This window comes from Pseudomonas sp. H11T01 (assembly GCF_048515765.1).
In the GTDB taxonomy this organism is placed as follows: domain Bacteria; phylum Pseudomonadota; class Gammaproteobacteria; order Pseudomonadales; family Pseudomonadaceae; genus Aquipseudomonas.
Window position 1 is genome coordinate 165539 of record NZ_JBLYED010000002.1, and the last position, 17409, is coordinate 182947.

The window sequence follows — 17409 nt, forward strand, 5'->3', positions numbered from 1 at the left end:
AGGATATAACCTGAGTCCGATGAACACCCTGCGATCGCTTCGACTGCCGTCGTTGCTGCGCCGACTTTTGCGTCCTCTGCTGGACCCTTATCGGCGCTATCGCCATGCCCGAGTGATCCATGCTGTGCGGGTCTCACTCGGGCTCCTGGCGACGATCCTGCTGACCACCGGGATCCACCTGCCCCACGGCGAGTGGGCCTCAGTGACCATGTTGGTGGTGATCGGCGGGCTGCAACATCATGGCAATATCGGCAAAAAAGCCGCCGAGCGGGCCATCGGCACCTTGATCGGTGCCGGCGTCGGCCTGTTGCTGGTGGCTCAGCAGGCTTGGCTGGGGATGCCATGGTTGACCTATCTGGGCATGTCGGTGGTCTGCGGGTTCTTCTCGTATCACGCGATCGGCAAGGGCGGTTATACGGCGCTGCTGTCGGCAATCACGGTGTTCATCGTCGCCGGTCATGGCGACAACCCGGTGACCGACGGCCTCTGGCGAGGGGTCGACATTCTCATCGGTATTGCGCTGGCGTTGGCGTTTTCCTTCGCACTGCCGCTGTACGCGGTCTATTCCTGGCGCTACAACCTGGCGAGCGCGCTGCGGGACTGCGCGACGATCTACGGCCGAATCGTCAGTGGCCAATCGGTCACCGACGACGAACACCTCAAACTGATGAACCGATTAAACGGCGCAATGTTGCAACTGCGCTCATTGATGCCGTCGGTGTCCAAAGAAGTGCGGATCTCCATGACCGAACTCGATGCCCTTCAGCGTAACTTGCGAATGTGCGTCAGCACCCTGGAAATTCTTGCCAACACCCGACCGGATGCCAGCGACGAGCAAGCGATGGCCTCAATGCAATCCGCCCTGAAAACCGAGCACCGGCAGATCCGCGTGCAGTTGATCGGCATGGCCCGCGCCCTGAAATCCGGCGCCTCGCAGCGGCTTGATCGCCCCGTCGATGGATCGCAGGACGACTCGACATTGAGCGATCCGGTCTACACCGCGCTGGACGGCTACCGGTTATTGACCCGGCAACTGGCCGCCAACCTCGACAACATGCGCCAACGCCTGGCGAAGACCGCGGTGCATTGGAAGATCTGAAAGCCAGTCACTGCGCCGCAGCTCGACGCAACCCAAATCCCCACCCTTGCTGCATGCCTGCCGCTGCCAGCAGAATCGCGATGACGCCCAGCCACTGCATCAGCTCGAGGCGATGACCAAAGGCGAACCAGTCGACAAAAATCGCCGCAATCGGGTAGATAAATGACAGCGCACCAGTCAGTGCTGTCGGCAGTTTTTGAATCGCACCGTAAAGCAATACGTACATCACACCGGTGTGCACCACACCCAATGTCAGCAGGCTGGCCCAGGCTCCAGACGCCTGCGGCAGCGCGGCGATATTCGCCCACGGCGCCAATAACAGAACGCCGGTGCAGACCTGAATCAGCGCGATCAAATGCGGTGGAGTGCCGGTCAGACGCTTGATGATCAGCGCGGCGAAGGCATAAAGCAGCGCGGCGCCCAGCGCCAAACCGATACCCAACAGGTATTCATTGCCGCCTGCGCCCTGCTCGCCATGAGCGCTGACGATCGCCAGCATCCCGAGAAACGACACACCGAGCCAAAATAGTTTCTGCGCGGTGATCTTTTCTCCGAGAAACAGCGCCGCCAATCCCACCAACATAAAGGGTTGAACGTTGTAGACCGCAGTACCAATGGCAATCGAGGCTCGGGAATAAGAGGCGAACAGCAGCACCCAGTTGCCGACTATCGCCACACCACTGAGCACCGCCAGGATGAATGTGGTGCGGGTCAAAATGCCCGGACGCAGAAAACCCAGCACCGCGCAGATCACCAGCAAGGTTGCAGCGCCAAACACACAACGCCAGAACACCACATCCAGCACCGGCTGCCCGGAAACCAGCACGAACCATCCAATGGTTCCCGAAATCAGCATGGCGGCGGTCATTTCAAACGACCCACGACGTATCGACTTGTCCATCATCAGTCTCCTCAGCAAGAGCCTGAATTATGACAATCCACAGTGAGGCATCTCCAGCCTCAATAGCAGGCTAAAATCAATTTCTGCCTTTCTTATCAAGGCATATTGAACCCTTTGCCTAACGAGGTTTGTATGACCGATGACATCGACCAAGTGTTGATCGCGGCACTGATGGAAGATTCCCGGCGCTCACTCAAAGCCTTGGCGCAGATCAGCGGCCTGTCTTCGCCCAGCGTTGCGGAACGGCTGCGCAGACTCGAAGAGCGCGGCGTGCTCAAGGGTTATACCGTCGAGATAGATCCCAAGTGCTTCGGTTATCAACTCCAGGCTATCGTCCGCATCCGTCCGCTGCCCGGCCGGTTGCAGGACGTCGAACGGCAGATTCAGGCAATCCCCGAATTTACCGAATGCGACAAAGTGACGGGCGACGACTGTTTCATCGCTCGCCTGCACGTTCGCTCGATGGAACAACTGGACACCCTGCTCGATCGGCTTAACAGCTACGCAGAAACCAGTACGGCCATCGTCAAGAAAACCCCGGTGAAACGACGATTGCCGCCGATGGGGTAAACACCACATTCCAGCCACGTTACTACTGAGCAGCTTTCACACAGACAGCAAAAAGCCCGCCGAAGCGGGCTTTTTGCTCAAGGCCTGCGATCAATCGTCGCGGCCCATGATGCCGAACAGCTGCAACAAACTGATGAACAGGTTGTAGATCGACACATACAGGCTGATGGTCGCCATGATGTAGTTACGTTCGCCGCCATGGATGATGGCGCTGGTCTGGAACAGAATGCAGACCGAGGAGAACAGCACGAAGCCAGCGCTGATCGCCAATTGCAGACCGCTGATCTTGAAGAACATGCCCGCCAGCGTCGCGCCCAGCAGGACGAAGAAACCGGCAGTGATGAAGCCGCCGAGAAAGCTCATGTCCTTGCGGGTAATCAGCACATAGGCGGAGAGACCGCCAAACACCAATGCCGTCATCGCAAAGGCCGAGCTGACCACTTCAGCGCCGCCCTGCATGCCCAGGTAACGATTGAGGATCGGGCCCAGCAAGAAACCCATGAAACCGGTCAGGGCGAAAGCCGACACCAGGCCCCAGGCCGAGTCACGGAGTTTGTTGGTGAGGAAGAACAGTCCGTAGAAGCCGATCAGCACTACAAAAACGTTCGGGTAGCCAACGCGCATCTGCTGTGCAACGAACGCCATCACGCCGCTAAATGCGAGGGTGAGTGCGAGTAAGCCGTAAGTGTTGCGCAGGACGCGGCTAACCTCTAGCTGCTCAGCCTGCACGCTGTTATTAACTGCGTAATCCTGTTCGCGCATGGCGACACTCCTGTAGGTTTGAAACGTTCAGTCGCAAAGATCATAACAGACGCCCTGCAACAAGCTACGCAGAGAGTTTGACAGTGTGTTTCATTCAGGTATTATGGCGCCGCAACGCAATACGGAGGTGTGGCCGAGTGGTTTAAGGCAACGGTCTTGAAAACCGTCGACTGTAACAGGTCCATGAGTTCGAATCCCATCGCCTCCGCCATATTTGTACGTTAGAGCCCTGATTATTCAGGGCTTTTTCGTTTCTGGGGTTTGGGTTTCTTTCTGGGCTCGCGCCAATCGTTTCCGCATCTTTTCGGTCATTTCCGCAACTACCCAAAATTTCTGCAGCAATCGAAAGTAAATTTGCCCCTCCCCACGGCGTCCTGCCGACCGAATACCTCACCCCCCAAAACCTACAGCTCGTCGCCTCACATCACGCGCTGCGAAGCTGTCGATTACTGTCTATGCAGGCGATATCAGTAAAGGCAGCACCATGGACAGTGATGAGGCCCGCGACTGAAAAACCCAGAGTCCCTTTTGTTCACTTCGTACAGGGAGTGGCGTCAGGCGTGGCATTGATTTTCAGGAGGTCATCATGTGGCTCAATGAATCCGAGCATGATCTAAGGCGCGACCTTCAGGACGTTGCGTCTGATTTGAGATGGTCAATCGTCGAACTGACGCAAATTGCTGAACGATTGAGCACGGCGGAAAATGAAGCCGATGCTCAGGCCTTGCTGAGAAAATGTGAGGTGCTCCAGGCCGGTGAAAAACTGCTGATGGCGTACGCCGATGAGGTAAAGGCTCGGGTAATCCATCGGACCAAAGCCGAGTAGGTCGCTTGGCAGTCAGATCGTCAGCTTGAGATCAGCGCAAGAGGCTATCCCCCCTGCGGCCTCACCGTGCGTGCGCTCAATCAACTATGAATAATTTGGCGCCCGGACCACTCCAGGATTGATGCGCCTCTGCGTTGTCGCCCACCTGATAACTCATGCCGGCGGTCAATACGAACTTGCGCCCATCTTCGAGGGTGGTTTCCAGTTCACCCTCCATGCAAAACAAAACATGCCCTTTATGGCACCAATGGTCTGCCAGGTAGCCCGGACTGTACTCCACCATGCGCACGCGAATTTGATTCGGCTTGTCACCGAAAAGCCGGGTTCGCCAATAGGCCACTCCAGTCTCGCCCAGGTGTTCTGTTCTTTCGATCTCTGCCCAGTTAGTGACACCAAAAGCGAACGCATCCATTTTCATACATCTATCCCCTATTCCTTTTTTGGCGAGTAACTGCGCCATCAGCCTATCATTCACTTCTTGGGGATCACCACTGCACAATGGATCGTTTTACAGGACGCTCTTATCTATAAGTGGCATGGAATATCCCTATAGATCGTGGTGTAGTAATGCGTGGCTACGCCTGACAAACCAGCAATCAAGGAGTGACCATGGCCTCAACCGAACAGCATCACGAGCTGGCTTTACAGAAATTCCTGGCGCAATACCCGCCCCTCAGGGACGAACTCGACCACCTGAACCCTCTGGCCGCCCAAGCGAAAGGCGAGACGATGGAGCAGTACCGCGATGAGCGTCTGCACGAAGCGTTTGAGGCCGAGGCTGAGCGTTTGGGTTTGTTTGCCTGGGAGCTGACGCTGCAACTGACCGCAGCTACGCCTGAGGATTTCGAAGCCCGGAGGATCGAGGTGCACAAAGAAGTGGCGGAGATGGCCGGTATGGAGTGGGCGGATTACTGCCAATTACATGGGCTCGACATCTGACCGAAAAGCGGATCGAACAGCGGTACCTCATGAAGGATCTATACAGATGATATTTCGCTGATGCTGCCCTCCTCTCCTAAAACCCATACCCACCCTGGCCTGCTACGCACTCGAAAATGGCGAGGTCGTATCGGGCTTTGCCTGGTCGCGTGCCTTTCCATACTGGCCGGAATGACCGACGCCATAGGTTTTATGGCCACCGGTGACTTCGTATCGTTCATGAGCGGCAACACCACTCGTCTGGCGGTAGCCATCAGTGATGGTGACCTGGGGTTGACCCTTAGAATCTTTATCCTCATCGCCACATTCATCGTCGGCAATGCACTGGGCATTCTTGTCAGCCGTTTCGGCGGTCGGCGCGCCCTGCCCTTATTGTTGTGTATAGCGTCCCTTCTATGCGGTGCCGCTGCCTGGCCGTTTGACACTCAGTTGCCCGCCTTGCTGGCCGCGATCATCGCCATGGGGATGCTTAATTCCGCAGTCGAAGAGGTTAATGGCCTGCCTGTCGGGTTGACCTACGTGACAGGCGCACTCTCGCGCTTTGGGCGTGGCCTGGGACGATGGATGCTCGGAGAGCGTCGTAATGGCTGGCGCGTGCAGTTGATACCCTGGACCGGTATGTTTGCCGGTGCAGTCCTCGGCGCGGTGCTGGAGCATCAGCTGGGGCTAAAAGCGCTGTTTGTGAGCGGTCTGATTGCCGCCCTTCTGGGCTTTGCCTCACTGAAGATTCCCCGTCGCTGGCAGCTGGGCTACATGCCGCGCTGATATTGCGTAGTCTGCCCGAGACGCATACCTACAACCTTATCCAGGCAAACGGATTTCGCCGACCCGGCGATAAAGCTTTATCATTGCGCAAGGTTTGCTGACAGAGTCCGTCATGAAGTTCGCCATTGCCCTTTTCTCCGCTGCCCATGCGCCCTCCTCGCGCCGTGCCCTGCTATTCGCTCAGGCGGCGCTGGCCGGCGGCCACGAGATCGTGCGGCTGTTTTTCTATCAGGACGGCGTGCATAGCGCGTCGGGCAATATCGTCACGCCGCAGGATGAGCAAGACGTGCCGTCGCAATGGCGCACATTCGTCACTGAACACCAGCTCGACGGTGTGGTGTGCATTGCTGCCGCTTTGCGCCGTGGCGTGCTAAATGAAGAAGAAGCCCAGCGTTATCAGCGCCCCGCCGTCAATTTGAGCGCGCCTTGGGAATTGTCCGGGCTGGGTCAACTGCATGACGCCGTGCAATCGGCCGACCGACTGATTTGTTTCGGAGGGCCATGAAATGCCTAAATCCTTGCTGATTATCAGCCGACAAGCCCCTTGGTCGGGCCCCGGCGCTCGTGAGGCGTTGGACATTGTGTTGGCCGGCGGGGCATTTGATTTGCCGATCGGCCTGCTGTTTCTGGACGACGGTGTGTTTCAGCTTGCGCCGACCCAGGATGCCAAGGCCGTTCAGCAAAAAGACCTCAGCGCCAACCTGCAGGCGCTGTCGCTGTTTGGTGTTGAAGATGTTTTTGCTTGCAGCAACAGCGTTACGGAGCGTGGATTTTCGTCATTCGGCCGGAACATGGAAGCTGTGCAGCTGCTGAACCCGGAGCAAATTTCCTCGATTATTGATCGTTACGACCAGGTTATAACTCTCTGATGTCGACTTTGCATGTGCTGTCCCATTCGCCGTTTACCGATAACCGGCTGACCAGTTGCCTGCGCTTGCTCGGCGCCCAGGATGCCATTCTGCTCTGCGGCGACGCGGTGTATGCCCTGCAACCCAATAGCGCGCCGCTCAACGCATTGGCGGCGCGGGTCGATACGTTGCGCCTATTCGTCCTGGCGGAAGACTCTCAGGCCCGCGGCCTGCAAGTCCCCGACTGGGTCAAAAGCGTCGATTACCCAGAGTTTGTCGAGCTTTCGATTCACTACGACAAGGTCAACACCTGGCTATGAATTCGCTCACTGTGGGTGCACAAAGCATCGACCTCGATAAAGACGGGTATCTGGTCAACCTGAGTGATTGGTCCATCGATGTGGCCTGTGCGCTGGCCGCTGCCGAAGAGCTCGAACTGAGCGCCGAGCACTGGGAAATTCTCGAATTACTGCGCGGGTTTTATCAAGAGTTCCAGCTGTCTCCGGCGACCCGCCCGCTGATCAAATACACCGCACTGAAGCTGGGCCCGGACAAGGGCAACAGCCTGCACTTGAACCGACTGTTCAAAGGCACTCCCGCCAAACTTGCCGCCAAGCTGGCGGGCCTGCCCAAACCGACGAATTGCTTATGACTGATTTTGCGCCGCTGATGACCGAAACACCCGCCGAGCACCCTTTCGCGCCCTTCGTGCGAATCCTGGGCAAGGGCAAGCGTGGTGCCCGCAGCCTGACCCGCGAGGAAGCTCGCGAGGCCATGGGCATGCTGCTCGACGAGAAAGTCGAAGACACGCAACTCGGTGCCTTCCTGATGCTGTTGCGACACAAGGAAGAAAGCCCGGAGGAGCTGGCCGGCTTCACCGAAGCTGTTCGTGAGCGTCTGAACGCACCCGACTTGAAGGTTGATCTGGATTGGCCGACCTATGCTGGCAAAAAACGTCATCTGCCGTGGTATTTGCTGGCAGCCAAATGCCTGGCGCAAAACGGCGTGCGTATTCTGCTGCACGGTGGCGGCGCACATACCGCCGGACGCCTGTACAGCGAGCAGCTTCTCGATCAATTACAGATCCCGCTGTGCCGCAATTGGCAGCAGGTCGAAACAGCGTTCGAGCAAAGCAACCTGGCATTTATCCCGCTCGGTGATTGGGCGCCCCAGTTGCAACGGATGATCGATTTGCGCAACACCCTGGGCCTGCGTTCGCCGATTCATTCACTGGCACGCATTCTTAATCCACTCGGCGCTCGCTGTGGCCTGCAAAGTATTTTCCATCCCGGCTACCAAGGCGTACACCGCGATGCCAGCGGTTTGCTGGGCGACAACACCATCGTCATCAAAGGCGATGGCGGTGAGATCGAAATCAACCCGGACACCATCAGTCATCTATACGGCACCACGGGTGGCGAAAGTTGGGATGAAGAATGGCCTGCACTGTCCGCCCAGCGCCATGTCAAACCCCCGAGCCTCGACCCCGAGCAACTGAGCGCTCTCTGGCGCGGCGAGGTGCAGGACAGTTACCCGCAACTGGCGCTGATCTCGACCATGGCATTGGCCCTGCGCGGCCTCGGCACGCCGCGAGAGCAGGCGTTCGAACTCGCTCAACAGTACTGGGATGCGCGAGATAAATCGATTTAACCGATCATTAACGCCCAACCTTTGCGCTTTTTGTTCGAATCCATCCGATTAGACTGAACTCCAATGCTTATTAGCCGAGGAGTTTCTGATGGGTTTGCTGATTGAAGGGCGCTGGCGTGACCAGTGGTATGAAAGCAGCAAAGACGGCGCATTCCAGCGCGAACAAGCGCAGCGTCGCCATTGGCTGACCGCCGACGGTAAGCCCGGTCCTACTGGCGAAGGTGGCTTTCGCGCCGAAGCGGGTCGCTATCACCTCTATGTGTCTCTGGCTTGCCCCTGGGCGCACCGCACGCTGATCCTGCGCAAGCTCAAAGGCCTTGAAAGCCTCGTCGACGTCTCTGTCGTCAGCTGGTTGATGCTGGAAAACGGCTGGACCTTCGATAAGGCGTTCGGCTCCAGTGGCGACCGCCTCGATCACCTGACCTACATGCATCAACGCTACACAGCAGATGCATCCGACTATACCGGTCGCGTCACGGTGCCGGTGCTTTGGGACAAACAGCAGAATCGCATCGTCAGCAATGAATCGGCGGAAATCATCCGCATGTTCAATAGTGCCTTCGACGAGTTGACCGGGAATGGTCTGGACTTCTACCCGCAGTCACTACGGGCAGAGATCGATGAGCTGAACGCGCGGATCTATCCAGCGGTGAATAACGGTGTTTACCGGGCTGGGTTCGCCACCTCGCAGACGGCGTATGAAGAAGCCTTCGACGGCCTGTTTGCCGAGCTCGACTGGCTGGAAAAACGACTGGGTGAGAAGCGCTATCTGACCGGCGAATACCTCACCGAAGCCGACATTCGACTGTTCACCACGCTGATTCGCTTCGACACGGTGTATTACAGCCACTTCAAATGCAACCTGCGGCGAATTGCCGATTACCCGAATCTGTCGAACTGGCTACGTGAGCTGTATCAGTGGCCGGGGATTGCCGAGACCGTGGATTTTACTCACATCAAGGGGCATTACTACGCGAGCCACCGCACGATTAATCCTACCGGGATCGTGCCGAAGGGACCGGCGCAGGATTTCAATGCGGGTCATGATCGGGGGCGGTTGAGTGGGAAAGGGGTATGGCAGAAGGCCGAGGTCTGATCAAAGTTTTTTATTGGGCTTGCTGGCCTCATCGCGAGCAAGCCCGCTCCCACATTAGCCCTGCGCCGATCACACCATTGTGAAATGACGCAGATCCAGTGTGGGAGCGGGCTTGCTCGCGATTGGACCGGCGCGATGTCACTGATTCAAATCTGAGACTGAGCCCCTTCGAACCACTTCAGCTTCTCGCGAAGCTGTACCACTTCCCCAACAATCACCAGCGTCGGCGCGTGCACTTCGTGCTCGGCAACCAGCTGTGGAAGGTTGGCCAGCGTGCCGGTAAAGACCCGCTGGTTCGAGGTAGTTCCCTGCTGGATCAATGCGGCTGGAGTATCCGCTGAACGACCATGCTTGATCAGTTCATTGCAGATGATCGGCAAGCCAATCAACCCCATATAAAACACCAGCGTCTGCGCCGGCGCTACCAAATCGCTCCACGGCAGATCCGTGGTGCCATCCTTCAGGTGCCCGGTCACGAAACGCACCGACTGCGCATAATCGCGATGTGTCAGTGGAATCCCGGCATAAGCCGCACAACCGCTCGCCGCGGTGATACCTGGCACGACCTGAAACGGAATGCCCTGGGCCGCCAATTCTTCGATCTCTTCGCCGCCACGGCCGAAGATAAATGGATCGCCGCCTTTGAGGCGCAACACCCGCTTGCCCTGTTTGGCCAGATCAACCAATTGCTGATTGATCTGCTCCTGAGGTATCGCGTGATCCGCCCGACGCTTGCCGACATAGACCCGATCAGCATCGCGACGGCACAGCTCAAGAATCGCCGGAGCGACCAAACGGTCATACAACACCACATCCGCTTGCTGCATCAGCCGCAGGGCACGGAACGTTAGCAGGTCCGGATCGCCCGGCCCCGCCCCAACCAGATAGACCTCACCCGTTGCAACAGGCGCGGTGCCATTGATTTTGGCTAGCAACAAGCGCTCGGCTTCCGCGCCTTGCCCGGCCAGTTGGCGGTCGGCAATCGGCCCCTGGAATACATCTTCCCAGAACGCCCGACGCTGCTGCACATCCGGAAACAGACCTTTGACCTGGTTACGAAAGCGCGCCGCCAAACCCGCCAGCTGGCCGTAGGTCGACGGAATCCAGGTTTCCAGCTTGGCGCGAATCAGCCGTGCCAGCACCGGCGCATCGCCGCCGCTGGAGACTGCGATAATCAATGGCGAACGGTCGACGATCGCCGGGAAAATCACGCTGCACAATGCCGGAGCATCGACCACGTTCACCGGCACGCAACGCTGATGCGCATCTTTGGAAACCTGCGCGTTGAGCGGTTCGTCGTCAGTGGCGGCGATAATCAGCACACAACCATCGAGATCAGCCTCGGCATAACCGCGCAAAATCAATTCACCGCCACTGCTCTGCACCAACTCGCGCAGCTGGCTTTCTATCTCAGGTGCAACCACCCGCAGCAGCGCCCCGGCATCGGCCAGCAAGCGGGATTTGCGCAAGGCAATCTCCCCCCCGCCGACGACCAACACACGACTGCCACGCAGGTTGTGGAACAGCGGCAGAAATTCCATTTAGCCGATGACCTCAATGCCACCCATGTACGGTTTGAGCACGGCCGGCACACGGATCGAACCGTCGGCCTGCTGATAGTTTTCCAGAACCGCCACCAGCGTACGGCCAACTGCCAGACCAGAACCGTTCAGGGTGTGAACCAGTTCAGGTTTGCCGGTTTCCGGGTTACGCCAGCGCGCCTGCATACGGCGAGCCTGGAAGTCACCGCAGTTGGAGCACGACGAAATCTCGCGGTATTTGTCCTGGCTTGGGATCCAGACTTCCAGGTCGTAGGTCTTGACCGCGCTGAACCCCATGTCGCCAGTGCAGAGCGCCAGCACGCGATACGGCAGCTCCAGCAGTTGCAGAACTTTCTCGGCGTTGCCGGTGAGGCCTTCCAACGCTTCCATGGACTGGCTCGGCTCGACGATCTGGACCATCTCGACCTTGTCGAACTGGTGCTGACGAATCATGCCGCGGGTATCGCGACCCGAGGCACCGGCTTCACTGCGGAAGCACGGCGTATGGGCGACCAACTTCAACGGCAGAAGCTTGGGATCGAGAATCTCGCCGGACACGATGTTGGTCAGCGACACTTCGGCGGTCGGGATCAGGTACAGGTCGGCTTCGCCTTCGCGGCTGATCTTGAACAGGTCTTCTTCGAACTTCGGCAATTGACCGGTGCCTTGCAGCGCCGGCGCCTGAACCAGATACGGGGTGTAGGCTTCTTCGTAACCGTGTTCATTGATGTGCAGGTTGATCATGAACTGCGCCAGCGCGCGGTGCAGACGAGCGATCGGCCCGCGCAGCAACGCGAAACGCGCGCCAGAAAGCTTGGCCGCGGTCTCGAAGTCCAGCCAACCGAATTTTTCGCCCAACGCAACGTGGTCCTTGACCTCGAAATCGAAGGTGGTCGGTTTGCCCCAGCGACGCACTTCGAGGTTGGCCTCTTCATCGGCGCCAATCGGCACGGACTCGTGAGGCAGGTTCGGGATATTCAGCAAGATCGAATCCAACTCGCTCTGGATCGCGTCCAGCTCGACTTTACCGGTATTCAGCTCGTTCCCCATGCGCTCGACGTCGGCCATCAACGGCGCGATGTCTTCACCGCGCTGCTTGGCCTGACCGATGGATTTGGAGCGTGCATTACGTTCAGCCTGCAGTTGTTCGGTGCGGGTCTGGACGGTCTTGCGCTGTTCTTCCAGCGCTTCGATGCGTGCAACATCCAGGGTGAAGCCACGGGATGCCAGGCGATCCGCTACGTCCTGGAGGTTGCTACGTAACAGTTTGGAATCGAGCATGTCGGTCTCTCGTTTATCAAAGTTTGGTCAAGGACAGGCCAGCCCAGGTCGCGAGCAGCCCGCCGAATACGCTGATAGCCGCATAGCCCAAGGCCAGCGGCGCTTGCCCGGTTTCCAGCAAGCGCACCGTATCCAGTGAAAAGGATGAAAATGTCGTCAGGCCGCCAAGAAAACCCACCATCAATCCGGCACGCACCTCAATAGGCACCTCCGGACGCAGCATGAACAGGCCATACAAGAAGCCAATCAATAGGCAGCCCACGATATTAACGGCCAGCGTCGCGGTATAGAAGTGCCGCGGCCAATTAGCGTTGATCCAGTTACCGGTAGCAAAGCGCAGCAGGGTGCCCGCGACTCCGCCGACGGAGACCGCGACAATCAATGGAATCAAGGCTTTCTCCGCTGTTTTGGGCTGCGCCGGTCCAGTTCTGCGAGGTGATTGAGCTTCTCGCCGATTTTCAGTTCCAGGCCACGGGGCACCGGCTGGTAGAAGTGCTGCGGCTCAAGATCGTCCGGGAAGTAATCCTCACCGGCGGCGTAAGCATCGGGCTCATCGTGGGCATAACGGTATTCGTCGCCATAACCCAGCTGCTTCATCAGCTTGGTCGGCGCGTTGCGCAAATGCAGCGGTACTTCCAGAGAGCCGTGTTCGGCGGCACTGCGCATGGCGGCCTTGAAGCCCATGTACACCGCATTACTTTTGGGTGCGCAGGCCAGATAGGTGATGGCCTGGGCCACCGCCAATTCGCCTTCGGGACTGCCGAGGCGCTCTTGAACATCCCAAGCCGCAAGACACAGGCTCAGGGCGCGCGGATCGGCATTACCAATGTCTTCGCTGGCCATGCGCACCACACGCCGCGCCAGGTACAACGGATCGCAACCGCCGTCGAGCATGCGCGCGAACCAGTACAGCGCGCCGTCCGGGTTGGAGCCGCGCACCGATTTGTGCAGCGCGGAGATCTGATCGTAAAAGGCCTCGCCACCCTTGTCGAAACGTCGTCGGGTATCACCCAGCAGGCTTTGCAGCAGGTCGACACCGATTTCGGTACCGTCTTCGGCCAGATCGGAAGCGTTCTCCAGCAGATTGAGCAAACGTCGGCCGTCGCCATCGGCTGCCGACAGCAGCATTTTGAAACCCTCATCACTGAGGCTCAGTTGCCGCTTGCCGAGGCCGCGCTCTTCGGTCAGCGCGCGCTGCACCAGTTTGTGCAGTGCCGCCTCATCAAGGCTTTTGAGGACGTAGACGCGAGCGCGGGACAGCAGTGCGTTGTTCAACTCAAAGGACGGGTTTTCTGTCGTCGCGCCGATAAAGATCAACGTGCCGTCTTCGACATAGGGTAGAAACGCGTCCTGCTGCGACTTGTTGAAGCGATGCACTTCGTCGACGAACAGAATGGTTCGCTTGCCGTATTGCCCAGCCTGTTGCTTGGCGATATCGACCGCCTGACGAATCTCTTTGACCCCGGCCAGCACCGCCGAGACCGTTTCGAAATGTGCATCCGAGACTTTCGCCAGCAAGCGCGCCAGCGTGGTTTTACCCACCCCTGGCGGCCCCCAGAAAATCATTGAATGCAGGGCACCCTGCTCAAGGGCTTCGCGCAAAGGCTTGCCGCGAGCGAGCAGGTGTTCCTGACCGACGTACTCGTCCAGATTGGTCGAGCGCAAGCGCGCGGCCAGGGGCTGAGCAATCGGGTCACTTCGAAACAGGTCCATGGCAGCGTTTGAAACCTCTTGGCTCTTTATTCCCGCTCTTTATTCCTGGATCACGTCGGCACCCTTGGGGATGTCGAACTTGAACTTGGACGCGGAGATCGCCTCATTGGCCTTGACCCCGGTGAACAGGATGTTAGTGCGCTGACCGACGCTGTCGATCAACTGCATGTCATTGACCATGCCGTTGCGGAACGACAGACGCAAGCTGTCGAACAGGGTGTCTTTGGTTTTCGGCTTGAGGGTGAAGTCGATCACGCCGCCAGCTTCCTTGGCACTGATGTCGAAACTCTCGCTGATCTTGGACACGTCACCGGACAGCAGCAAGGCCGGGGTCTGGGTCAGGCGTTGATCGAGCTTCTTGATGGTGACCTGCTCCAGGTCCGGATCCCACAGTGAAACTTTCTTGCCATCAGACACCATCAATTGCTCTTGCGGCGCATCGGTATGCCAGTAGAACAGTCCAGGACGCTGCAAAGCCATATCGCCGGCCGTTTCCTGTAACTGGGTGCCGCTGCCGTCGAGGGTCAGCTGCGAGAAGCGCGCCGTCAACGTCTGCGATTTTTCGAGCAGTTGGGTCAGACGCGCCACAGCTTTGTCATCGGCGTGGGCCGAAAGCGTGGTTAAAGCCAGTACCGGCAGCAACAGCATGCGGATAAGACGCATGGGAGTCCTCATAAAATTCGTTGGATGCGGGCGGCGTGTCGCCACGCCGCTTAATGTCAGATCAGTGGTCAGTCGCGCATTGGCGCCGGCGCTAATACTTCACGGGAGCCATTGGTGTTCATGGAGGTCACAACCCCGGCCATTTCCATGGCCTCGATCATGCGAGCGGCGCGGTTGTAGCCGATTTTCAGCTTGCGCTGCACGGCCGAGATGGAGGCGCGACGGCTTTCCAGAACGAACTGCACTGCTTCGTCGTAAAGCGCATCGGTTTCGCTGTCTTCGTCGCCGCCACTGCCGCCGTCAAAGCCGCTACCGGCCTCCTCGACACCGGCGAGGATCTCGTCGTTGTATTCCGGCGCGCCACGCAGTTTCCAGGCTTCAACCACCCGGTGAACCTCGTCATCGGAGACGAAGGCACCGTGGACGCGGATCGGCAGACTGGTGCCCGGCGGCATGTAGAGCATATCGCCATGGCCCAGCAGTTGTTCGGCGCCGCCCTGATCGATGATGGTCCGCGAGTCGATCTTGCTCGATACCTGGAACGCCATACGCGTTGGAATGTTCGCCTTGATCAGACCGGTGATCACGTCAACCGACGGACGCTGGGTCGCGAGGATCAAGTGGATACCGGCAGCACGGGCCTTCTGGGCGATACGGGCGATCAGCTCTTCAACCTTCTTGCCGACGATCATCATCATGTCGGCGAACTCGTCCACGACCACGACGATGGTCGGCAGCTTGGTCAGCAGCGGAGCTTCGTCGTGAATGCTTTCGCGCTTGTACAAAGGATCGGTCAACGGCGTGCCGGCGTCCTGAGCTTCCTTGACCTTGGCATTGAAGCCCGACAGGTTACGCACGCCCATCTTCGCCATCAGCTTGTAGCGCCGCTCCATCTCGGCGACGCTCCAGCGCAGGGCGTTAGCCGCGTCCTTCATGTCAGTTACTACCGGGCAGAGCAAATGCGGAATGCCTTCGTAGATCGATAGCTCAAGCATTTTCGGGTCGATCATGATCAGCTTGGCGTCTTCCGGGCCAGACTTGAACAGGATCGACAGGATCATCGCGTTCACACCCACCGACTTACCAGAACCTGTGGTACCGGCAACAAGTAAGTGAGGCATTTTTGCCAGGTCGGTGATGACCGGCTTACCGCCGATATCATGACCCAGGGCCAGGGTGACCGGAGACTTGAAGTTATCGTACTCAGGTGTCGACAGCACTTCGGAGAAGCGCACGATCTGCCGATCTTCGTTGGGAATCTCGATACCTACGGTGGTCTTGCCGGGAATCACTTCCACCACCCGCACGCTGGTCACCGCCAGCGAACGCGCGAGGTCCTTGGCCAGGTTGGAAATACGGCTGACCTTGACCCCGGCGGCCGGTTGAATTTCGTAACGGGTAATCACCGGGCCCGGATGGATCGAGTCGACCGAGACTTCGACGCCGAATTCCTTGAGCTTGATTTCCAGCAAGTGGCCGACCGCAGCCAGGGACTCAGGGGAATAGTTGAGTTGTTTCTTTTCCGCCGGGTCGAGAATAGAGATAGGTGGCAAGGTGCCTTCGACCGCGCTATCGACGAACAACGGCGCCTGCTTCTCTTTTTCAACGCGCGTGCTTGGCGCCGGTGCTTTGGGCGGCGCTGGAGCAATCACGGGTGGAACCTGTTTCTCGCGATCGGACATGTGCTTGCTCAGGGCCTGCTCACGCTCGATCAAACGTTCTTTGACTTTGGCCTGTTCACGCTTATCGGTCACAGTCGGGGCAACTACCTCGTTGACCCGCTTATCGACTTCACGCAATTGCGCAACCAGTTGCTTGCGCTCATTACGCGCCGCCCACCAGCGATTGGCGGCACCCTGAAACAGTTCGAACAGATCAAGGGTGATCTTGCCGGTCACGTCCATGACCTTGAACCACGAAAGGTCGGTGAATACCGTCAGGCCGAACAGAAAAAGGGCGATAAACATCAGGGTGCTGCCCTGAATGTTGAGCGCGTTCTTCGCCAGGTCACCGAGGCTTTCGCCCAGAGCACCGCCGGCGCCCGCAGGTAAGCCAGTCGGCGCATGGAAGTGGATGTGTGCCAGGGCAGCGCCCGACAGCACCAAAAATACCAGACCGATCAGACGCCAGGAAAACAGCCAGCCGCTCCACAGCCATGGTTCGTGGCGCTGACGGAAAATCTGATAAGCCTTGATCGCCAATAGCAACGGGAAGATATAAGCGAAATAACCCAGCACCATGAACAGAATATCGGCGCTGTAGGAGCCCGCAGGCCCGCCGAAGTTCTGCACATTTTCAATTTTGCTGTTGTGACTCCAGCCCGGATCGTCCTTGCCATATGTCAACAATGCCATCATCAGGAACAGGCATAAGGCTCCAATGGCAATCAGCGCACCTTCCTTTAACCGGTAGTGCAGTTGCTGACGCCAGAGCGGAACTACTGTTTTAGGTGTAGCGGTGGATTTCTTCAAAACGCGTCTTTTCCTGCGCCTGTAGCGCGACCAACTGTTGATTGACTATAAAAAACTGCTCAATACGAGCAGGTAACAAAGTTAACGAGCGCAACTGCAGCTACTTTTAACACTCTAGCCCTGCATTTCGAAACCATAGGAACTGCCGCAGGCCCGATCTTTCAATGCCAATGATTATCCAATAAATGGTTACAAACAGGCATTGTACGGGTTTGTCCGCCCGATGCCACGCCAGAACGGCTTCGGTGTAGCATAGCCAACAGCACTTTACGCGCGGTTCAATT

General features: G+C 58.0%; 20 protein-coding genes and 1 tRNA gene. 12 read left to right on the plus strand and 9 right to left on the minus strand.

Features of this window, described 5'->3' with window-relative positions:
• Nucleotides 1-19: 19 nt before the first annotated feature.
• Nucleotides 20-1099, plus strand: a complete 1080-nt coding sequence (locus ACN1C3_RS03280) for an FUSC family protein (protein WP_419114353.1) — start codon at nucleotides 20-22, stop codon at nucleotides 1097-1099.
• A gap of 7 nt (nucleotides 1100-1106) precedes the next feature.
• Here ACN1C3_RS03280 and ACN1C3_RS03285 read toward each other — a convergent pair whose 3' ends face one another.
• A complete protein-coding gene (locus ACN1C3_RS03285; RefSeq protein ID WP_419114354.1) occupies nucleotides 1107-2000 on the minus strand; it encodes a DMT family transporter in 894 nt (297 codons plus the stop codon).
• Between the two features lie 132 nt (nucleotides 2001-2132).
• On the opposite strand from ACN1C3_RS03285, the gene ACN1C3_RS03290 reads away from it, so the two are divergent.
• Nucleotides 2133-2570 carry an Lrp/AsnC family transcriptional regulator gene (locus ACN1C3_RS03290; protein WP_419114355.1) on the plus strand — a complete coding sequence of 146 codons (438 nt, stop codon included), beginning with the start codon at nucleotides 2133-2135 and terminating at the stop codon, nucleotides 2568-2570.
• Nucleotides 2571-2660: 90 nt separating this feature from the next.
• Here ACN1C3_RS03290 and ACN1C3_RS03295 read toward each other — a convergent pair whose 3' ends face one another.
• On the minus strand, nucleotides 2661-3332 hold the full coding sequence (locus ACN1C3_RS03295) for a Bax inhibitor-1/YccA family protein (protein WP_019690798.1): 672 nt from the start codon (nucleotides 3330-3332) through the stop codon (nucleotides 2661-2663).
• Nucleotides 3333-3455: 123 nt separating this feature from the next.
• Between ACN1C3_RS03295 and ACN1C3_RS03300 the strand changes: the two genes are divergently transcribed.
• Together ACN1C3_RS03300 and ACN1C3_RS03305 are read left to right on the plus strand one after the other, a co-directional pair.
• A tRNA-Ser gene (locus ACN1C3_RS03300) sits at nucleotides 3456-3543 on the plus strand.
• A gap of 375 nt (nucleotides 3544-3918) precedes the next feature.
• The gene (locus ACN1C3_RS03305) at nucleotides 3919-4158 is read left to right on the plus strand and encodes a hypothetical protein (protein WP_419114356.1); all 240 of its coding nucleotides are present in this window, start codon (nucleotides 3919-3921) and stop codon (nucleotides 4156-4158) included.
• A 76-nt stretch (nucleotides 4159-4234) separates the two neighbouring features.
• Here the strand turns inward: ACN1C3_RS03305 and ACN1C3_RS03310 are convergent, their stop codons facing one another.
• A complete protein-coding gene (locus tag ACN1C3_RS03310) occupies nucleotides 4235-4576 on the minus strand; it encodes a DHCW motif cupin fold protein (protein WP_419114578.1) in 342 nt (113 codons plus the stop codon).
• Between the two features lie 191 nt (nucleotides 4577-4767).
• Here ACN1C3_RS03310 and ACN1C3_RS03315 point away from each other — a divergent pair, with 191 nt between their 5' ends.
• The 8 genes from ACN1C3_RS03315 to ACN1C3_RS03350 all read left to right on the plus strand — a co-directional run bounded on the left by ACN1C3_RS03315 (nucleotide 4768) and on the right by ACN1C3_RS03350 (nucleotide 9456).
• Nucleotides 4768-5097, plus strand: coding sequence for a DUF6388 family protein (locus ACN1C3_RS03315; protein WP_419114357.1), 330 nt, complete (start codon nucleotides 4768-4770; stop codon nucleotides 5095-5097).
• A 60-nt stretch (nucleotides 5098-5157) separates the two neighbouring features.
• Nucleotides 5158-5862: a YoaK family protein gene (locus tag ACN1C3_RS03320; RefSeq protein WP_419114358.1), complete on the plus strand. Its 705-nt coding sequence runs from the start codon at nucleotides 5158-5160 to the stop codon at nucleotides 5860-5862.
• A gap of 112 nt (nucleotides 5863-5974) precedes the next feature.
• Entirely contained in the window at nucleotides 5975-6367 is a 393-nt protein-coding gene (gene tusD / locus ACN1C3_RS03325) for a sulfurtransferase complex subunit TusD (protein WP_419114359.1), read from the plus strand.
• 1 nt (nucleotide 6368) lies between these two features.
• A complete protein-coding gene (gene tusC / locus ACN1C3_RS03330) occupies nucleotides 6369-6731 on the plus strand; it encodes a sulfurtransferase complex subunit TusC (protein ID WP_419114360.1) in 363 nt (120 codons plus the stop codon).
• On the plus strand, nucleotides 6731-7030 hold the full coding sequence (gene tusB, locus ACN1C3_RS03335) for a sulfurtransferase complex subunit TusB (RefSeq protein WP_419114361.1): 300 nt from the start codon (nucleotides 6731-6733) through the stop codon (nucleotides 7028-7030). The genes tusC and tusB overlap by 1 nt, the downstream gene beginning before the upstream one ends.
• Nucleotides 7027-7362 carry a TusE/DsrC/DsvC family sulfur relay protein gene (locus ACN1C3_RS03340; protein WP_419114362.1) on the plus strand — a complete coding sequence of 112 codons (336 nt, stop codon included), beginning with the start codon at nucleotides 7027-7029 and terminating at the stop codon, nucleotides 7360-7362. The genes tusB and ACN1C3_RS03340 overlap by 4 nt, the downstream gene beginning before the upstream one ends.
• The gene (locus ACN1C3_RS03345; protein ID WP_419114363.1) at nucleotides 7359-8360 is read left to right on the plus strand and encodes a glycosyl transferase family protein; all 1002 of its coding nucleotides are present in this window, start codon (nucleotides 7359-7361) and stop codon (nucleotides 8358-8360) included. The genes ACN1C3_RS03340 and ACN1C3_RS03345 overlap by 4 nt, the downstream gene beginning before the upstream one ends.
• 88 nt (nucleotides 8361-8448) lie before the next feature.
• Nucleotides 8449-9456, plus strand: coding sequence for a glutathione S-transferase family protein (locus ACN1C3_RS03350; RefSeq protein ID WP_419114364.1), 1008 nt, complete (start codon nucleotides 8449-8451; stop codon nucleotides 9454-9456).
• Nucleotides 9457-9602: 146 nt separating this feature from the next.
• Here ACN1C3_RS03350 and cysG read toward each other — a convergent pair whose 3' ends face one another.
• The 6 genes from cysG to ftsK all read right to left on the minus strand — a co-directional run bounded on the left by cysG (nucleotide 9603) and on the right by ftsK (nucleotide 17125).
• Nucleotides 9603-10997 (minus strand): siroheme synthase CysG, encoded by a 1395-nt coding sequence (gene cysG / locus ACN1C3_RS03355; RefSeq protein ID WP_419114365.1) that lies wholly within the window; start codon nucleotides 10995-10997, stop codon nucleotides 9603-9605.
• Entirely contained in the window at nucleotides 10998-12278 is a 1281-nt protein-coding gene (serS, locus tag ACN1C3_RS03360; protein ID WP_419114366.1) for a serine--tRNA ligase, read from the minus strand. It abuts the gene before it with no gap.
• A 16-nt stretch (nucleotides 12279-12294) separates the two neighbouring features.
• Complete coding sequence (gene crcB / locus ACN1C3_RS03365; protein ID WP_419114367.1) at nucleotides 12295-12669, minus strand: fluoride efflux transporter CrcB; 375 nt, start codon at nucleotides 12667-12669, stop codon at nucleotides 12295-12297.
• A complete protein-coding gene (locus ACN1C3_RS03370) occupies nucleotides 12666-13991 on the minus strand; it encodes a replication-associated recombination protein A (protein ID WP_419114368.1) in 1326 nt (441 codons plus the stop codon). Before ACN1C3_RS03370 ends, crcB begins: the two co-directional genes overlap by 4 nt.
• Before the next feature lie 39 nt (nucleotides 13992-14030).
• Nucleotides 14031-14654 carry an outer membrane lipoprotein chaperone LolA gene (lolA, locus tag ACN1C3_RS03375; RefSeq protein ID WP_419114369.1) on the minus strand — a complete coding sequence of 208 codons (624 nt, stop codon included), beginning with the start codon at nucleotides 14652-14654 and terminating at the stop codon, nucleotides 14031-14033.
• A gap of 68 nt (nucleotides 14655-14722) precedes the next feature.
• Nucleotides 14723-17125, minus strand: coding sequence for a DNA translocase FtsK (gene ftsK / locus ACN1C3_RS03380; RefSeq protein ID WP_419114370.1), 2403 nt, complete (start codon nucleotides 17123-17125; stop codon nucleotides 14723-14725).
• Nucleotides 17126-17409: the final 284 nt, after the last annotated feature.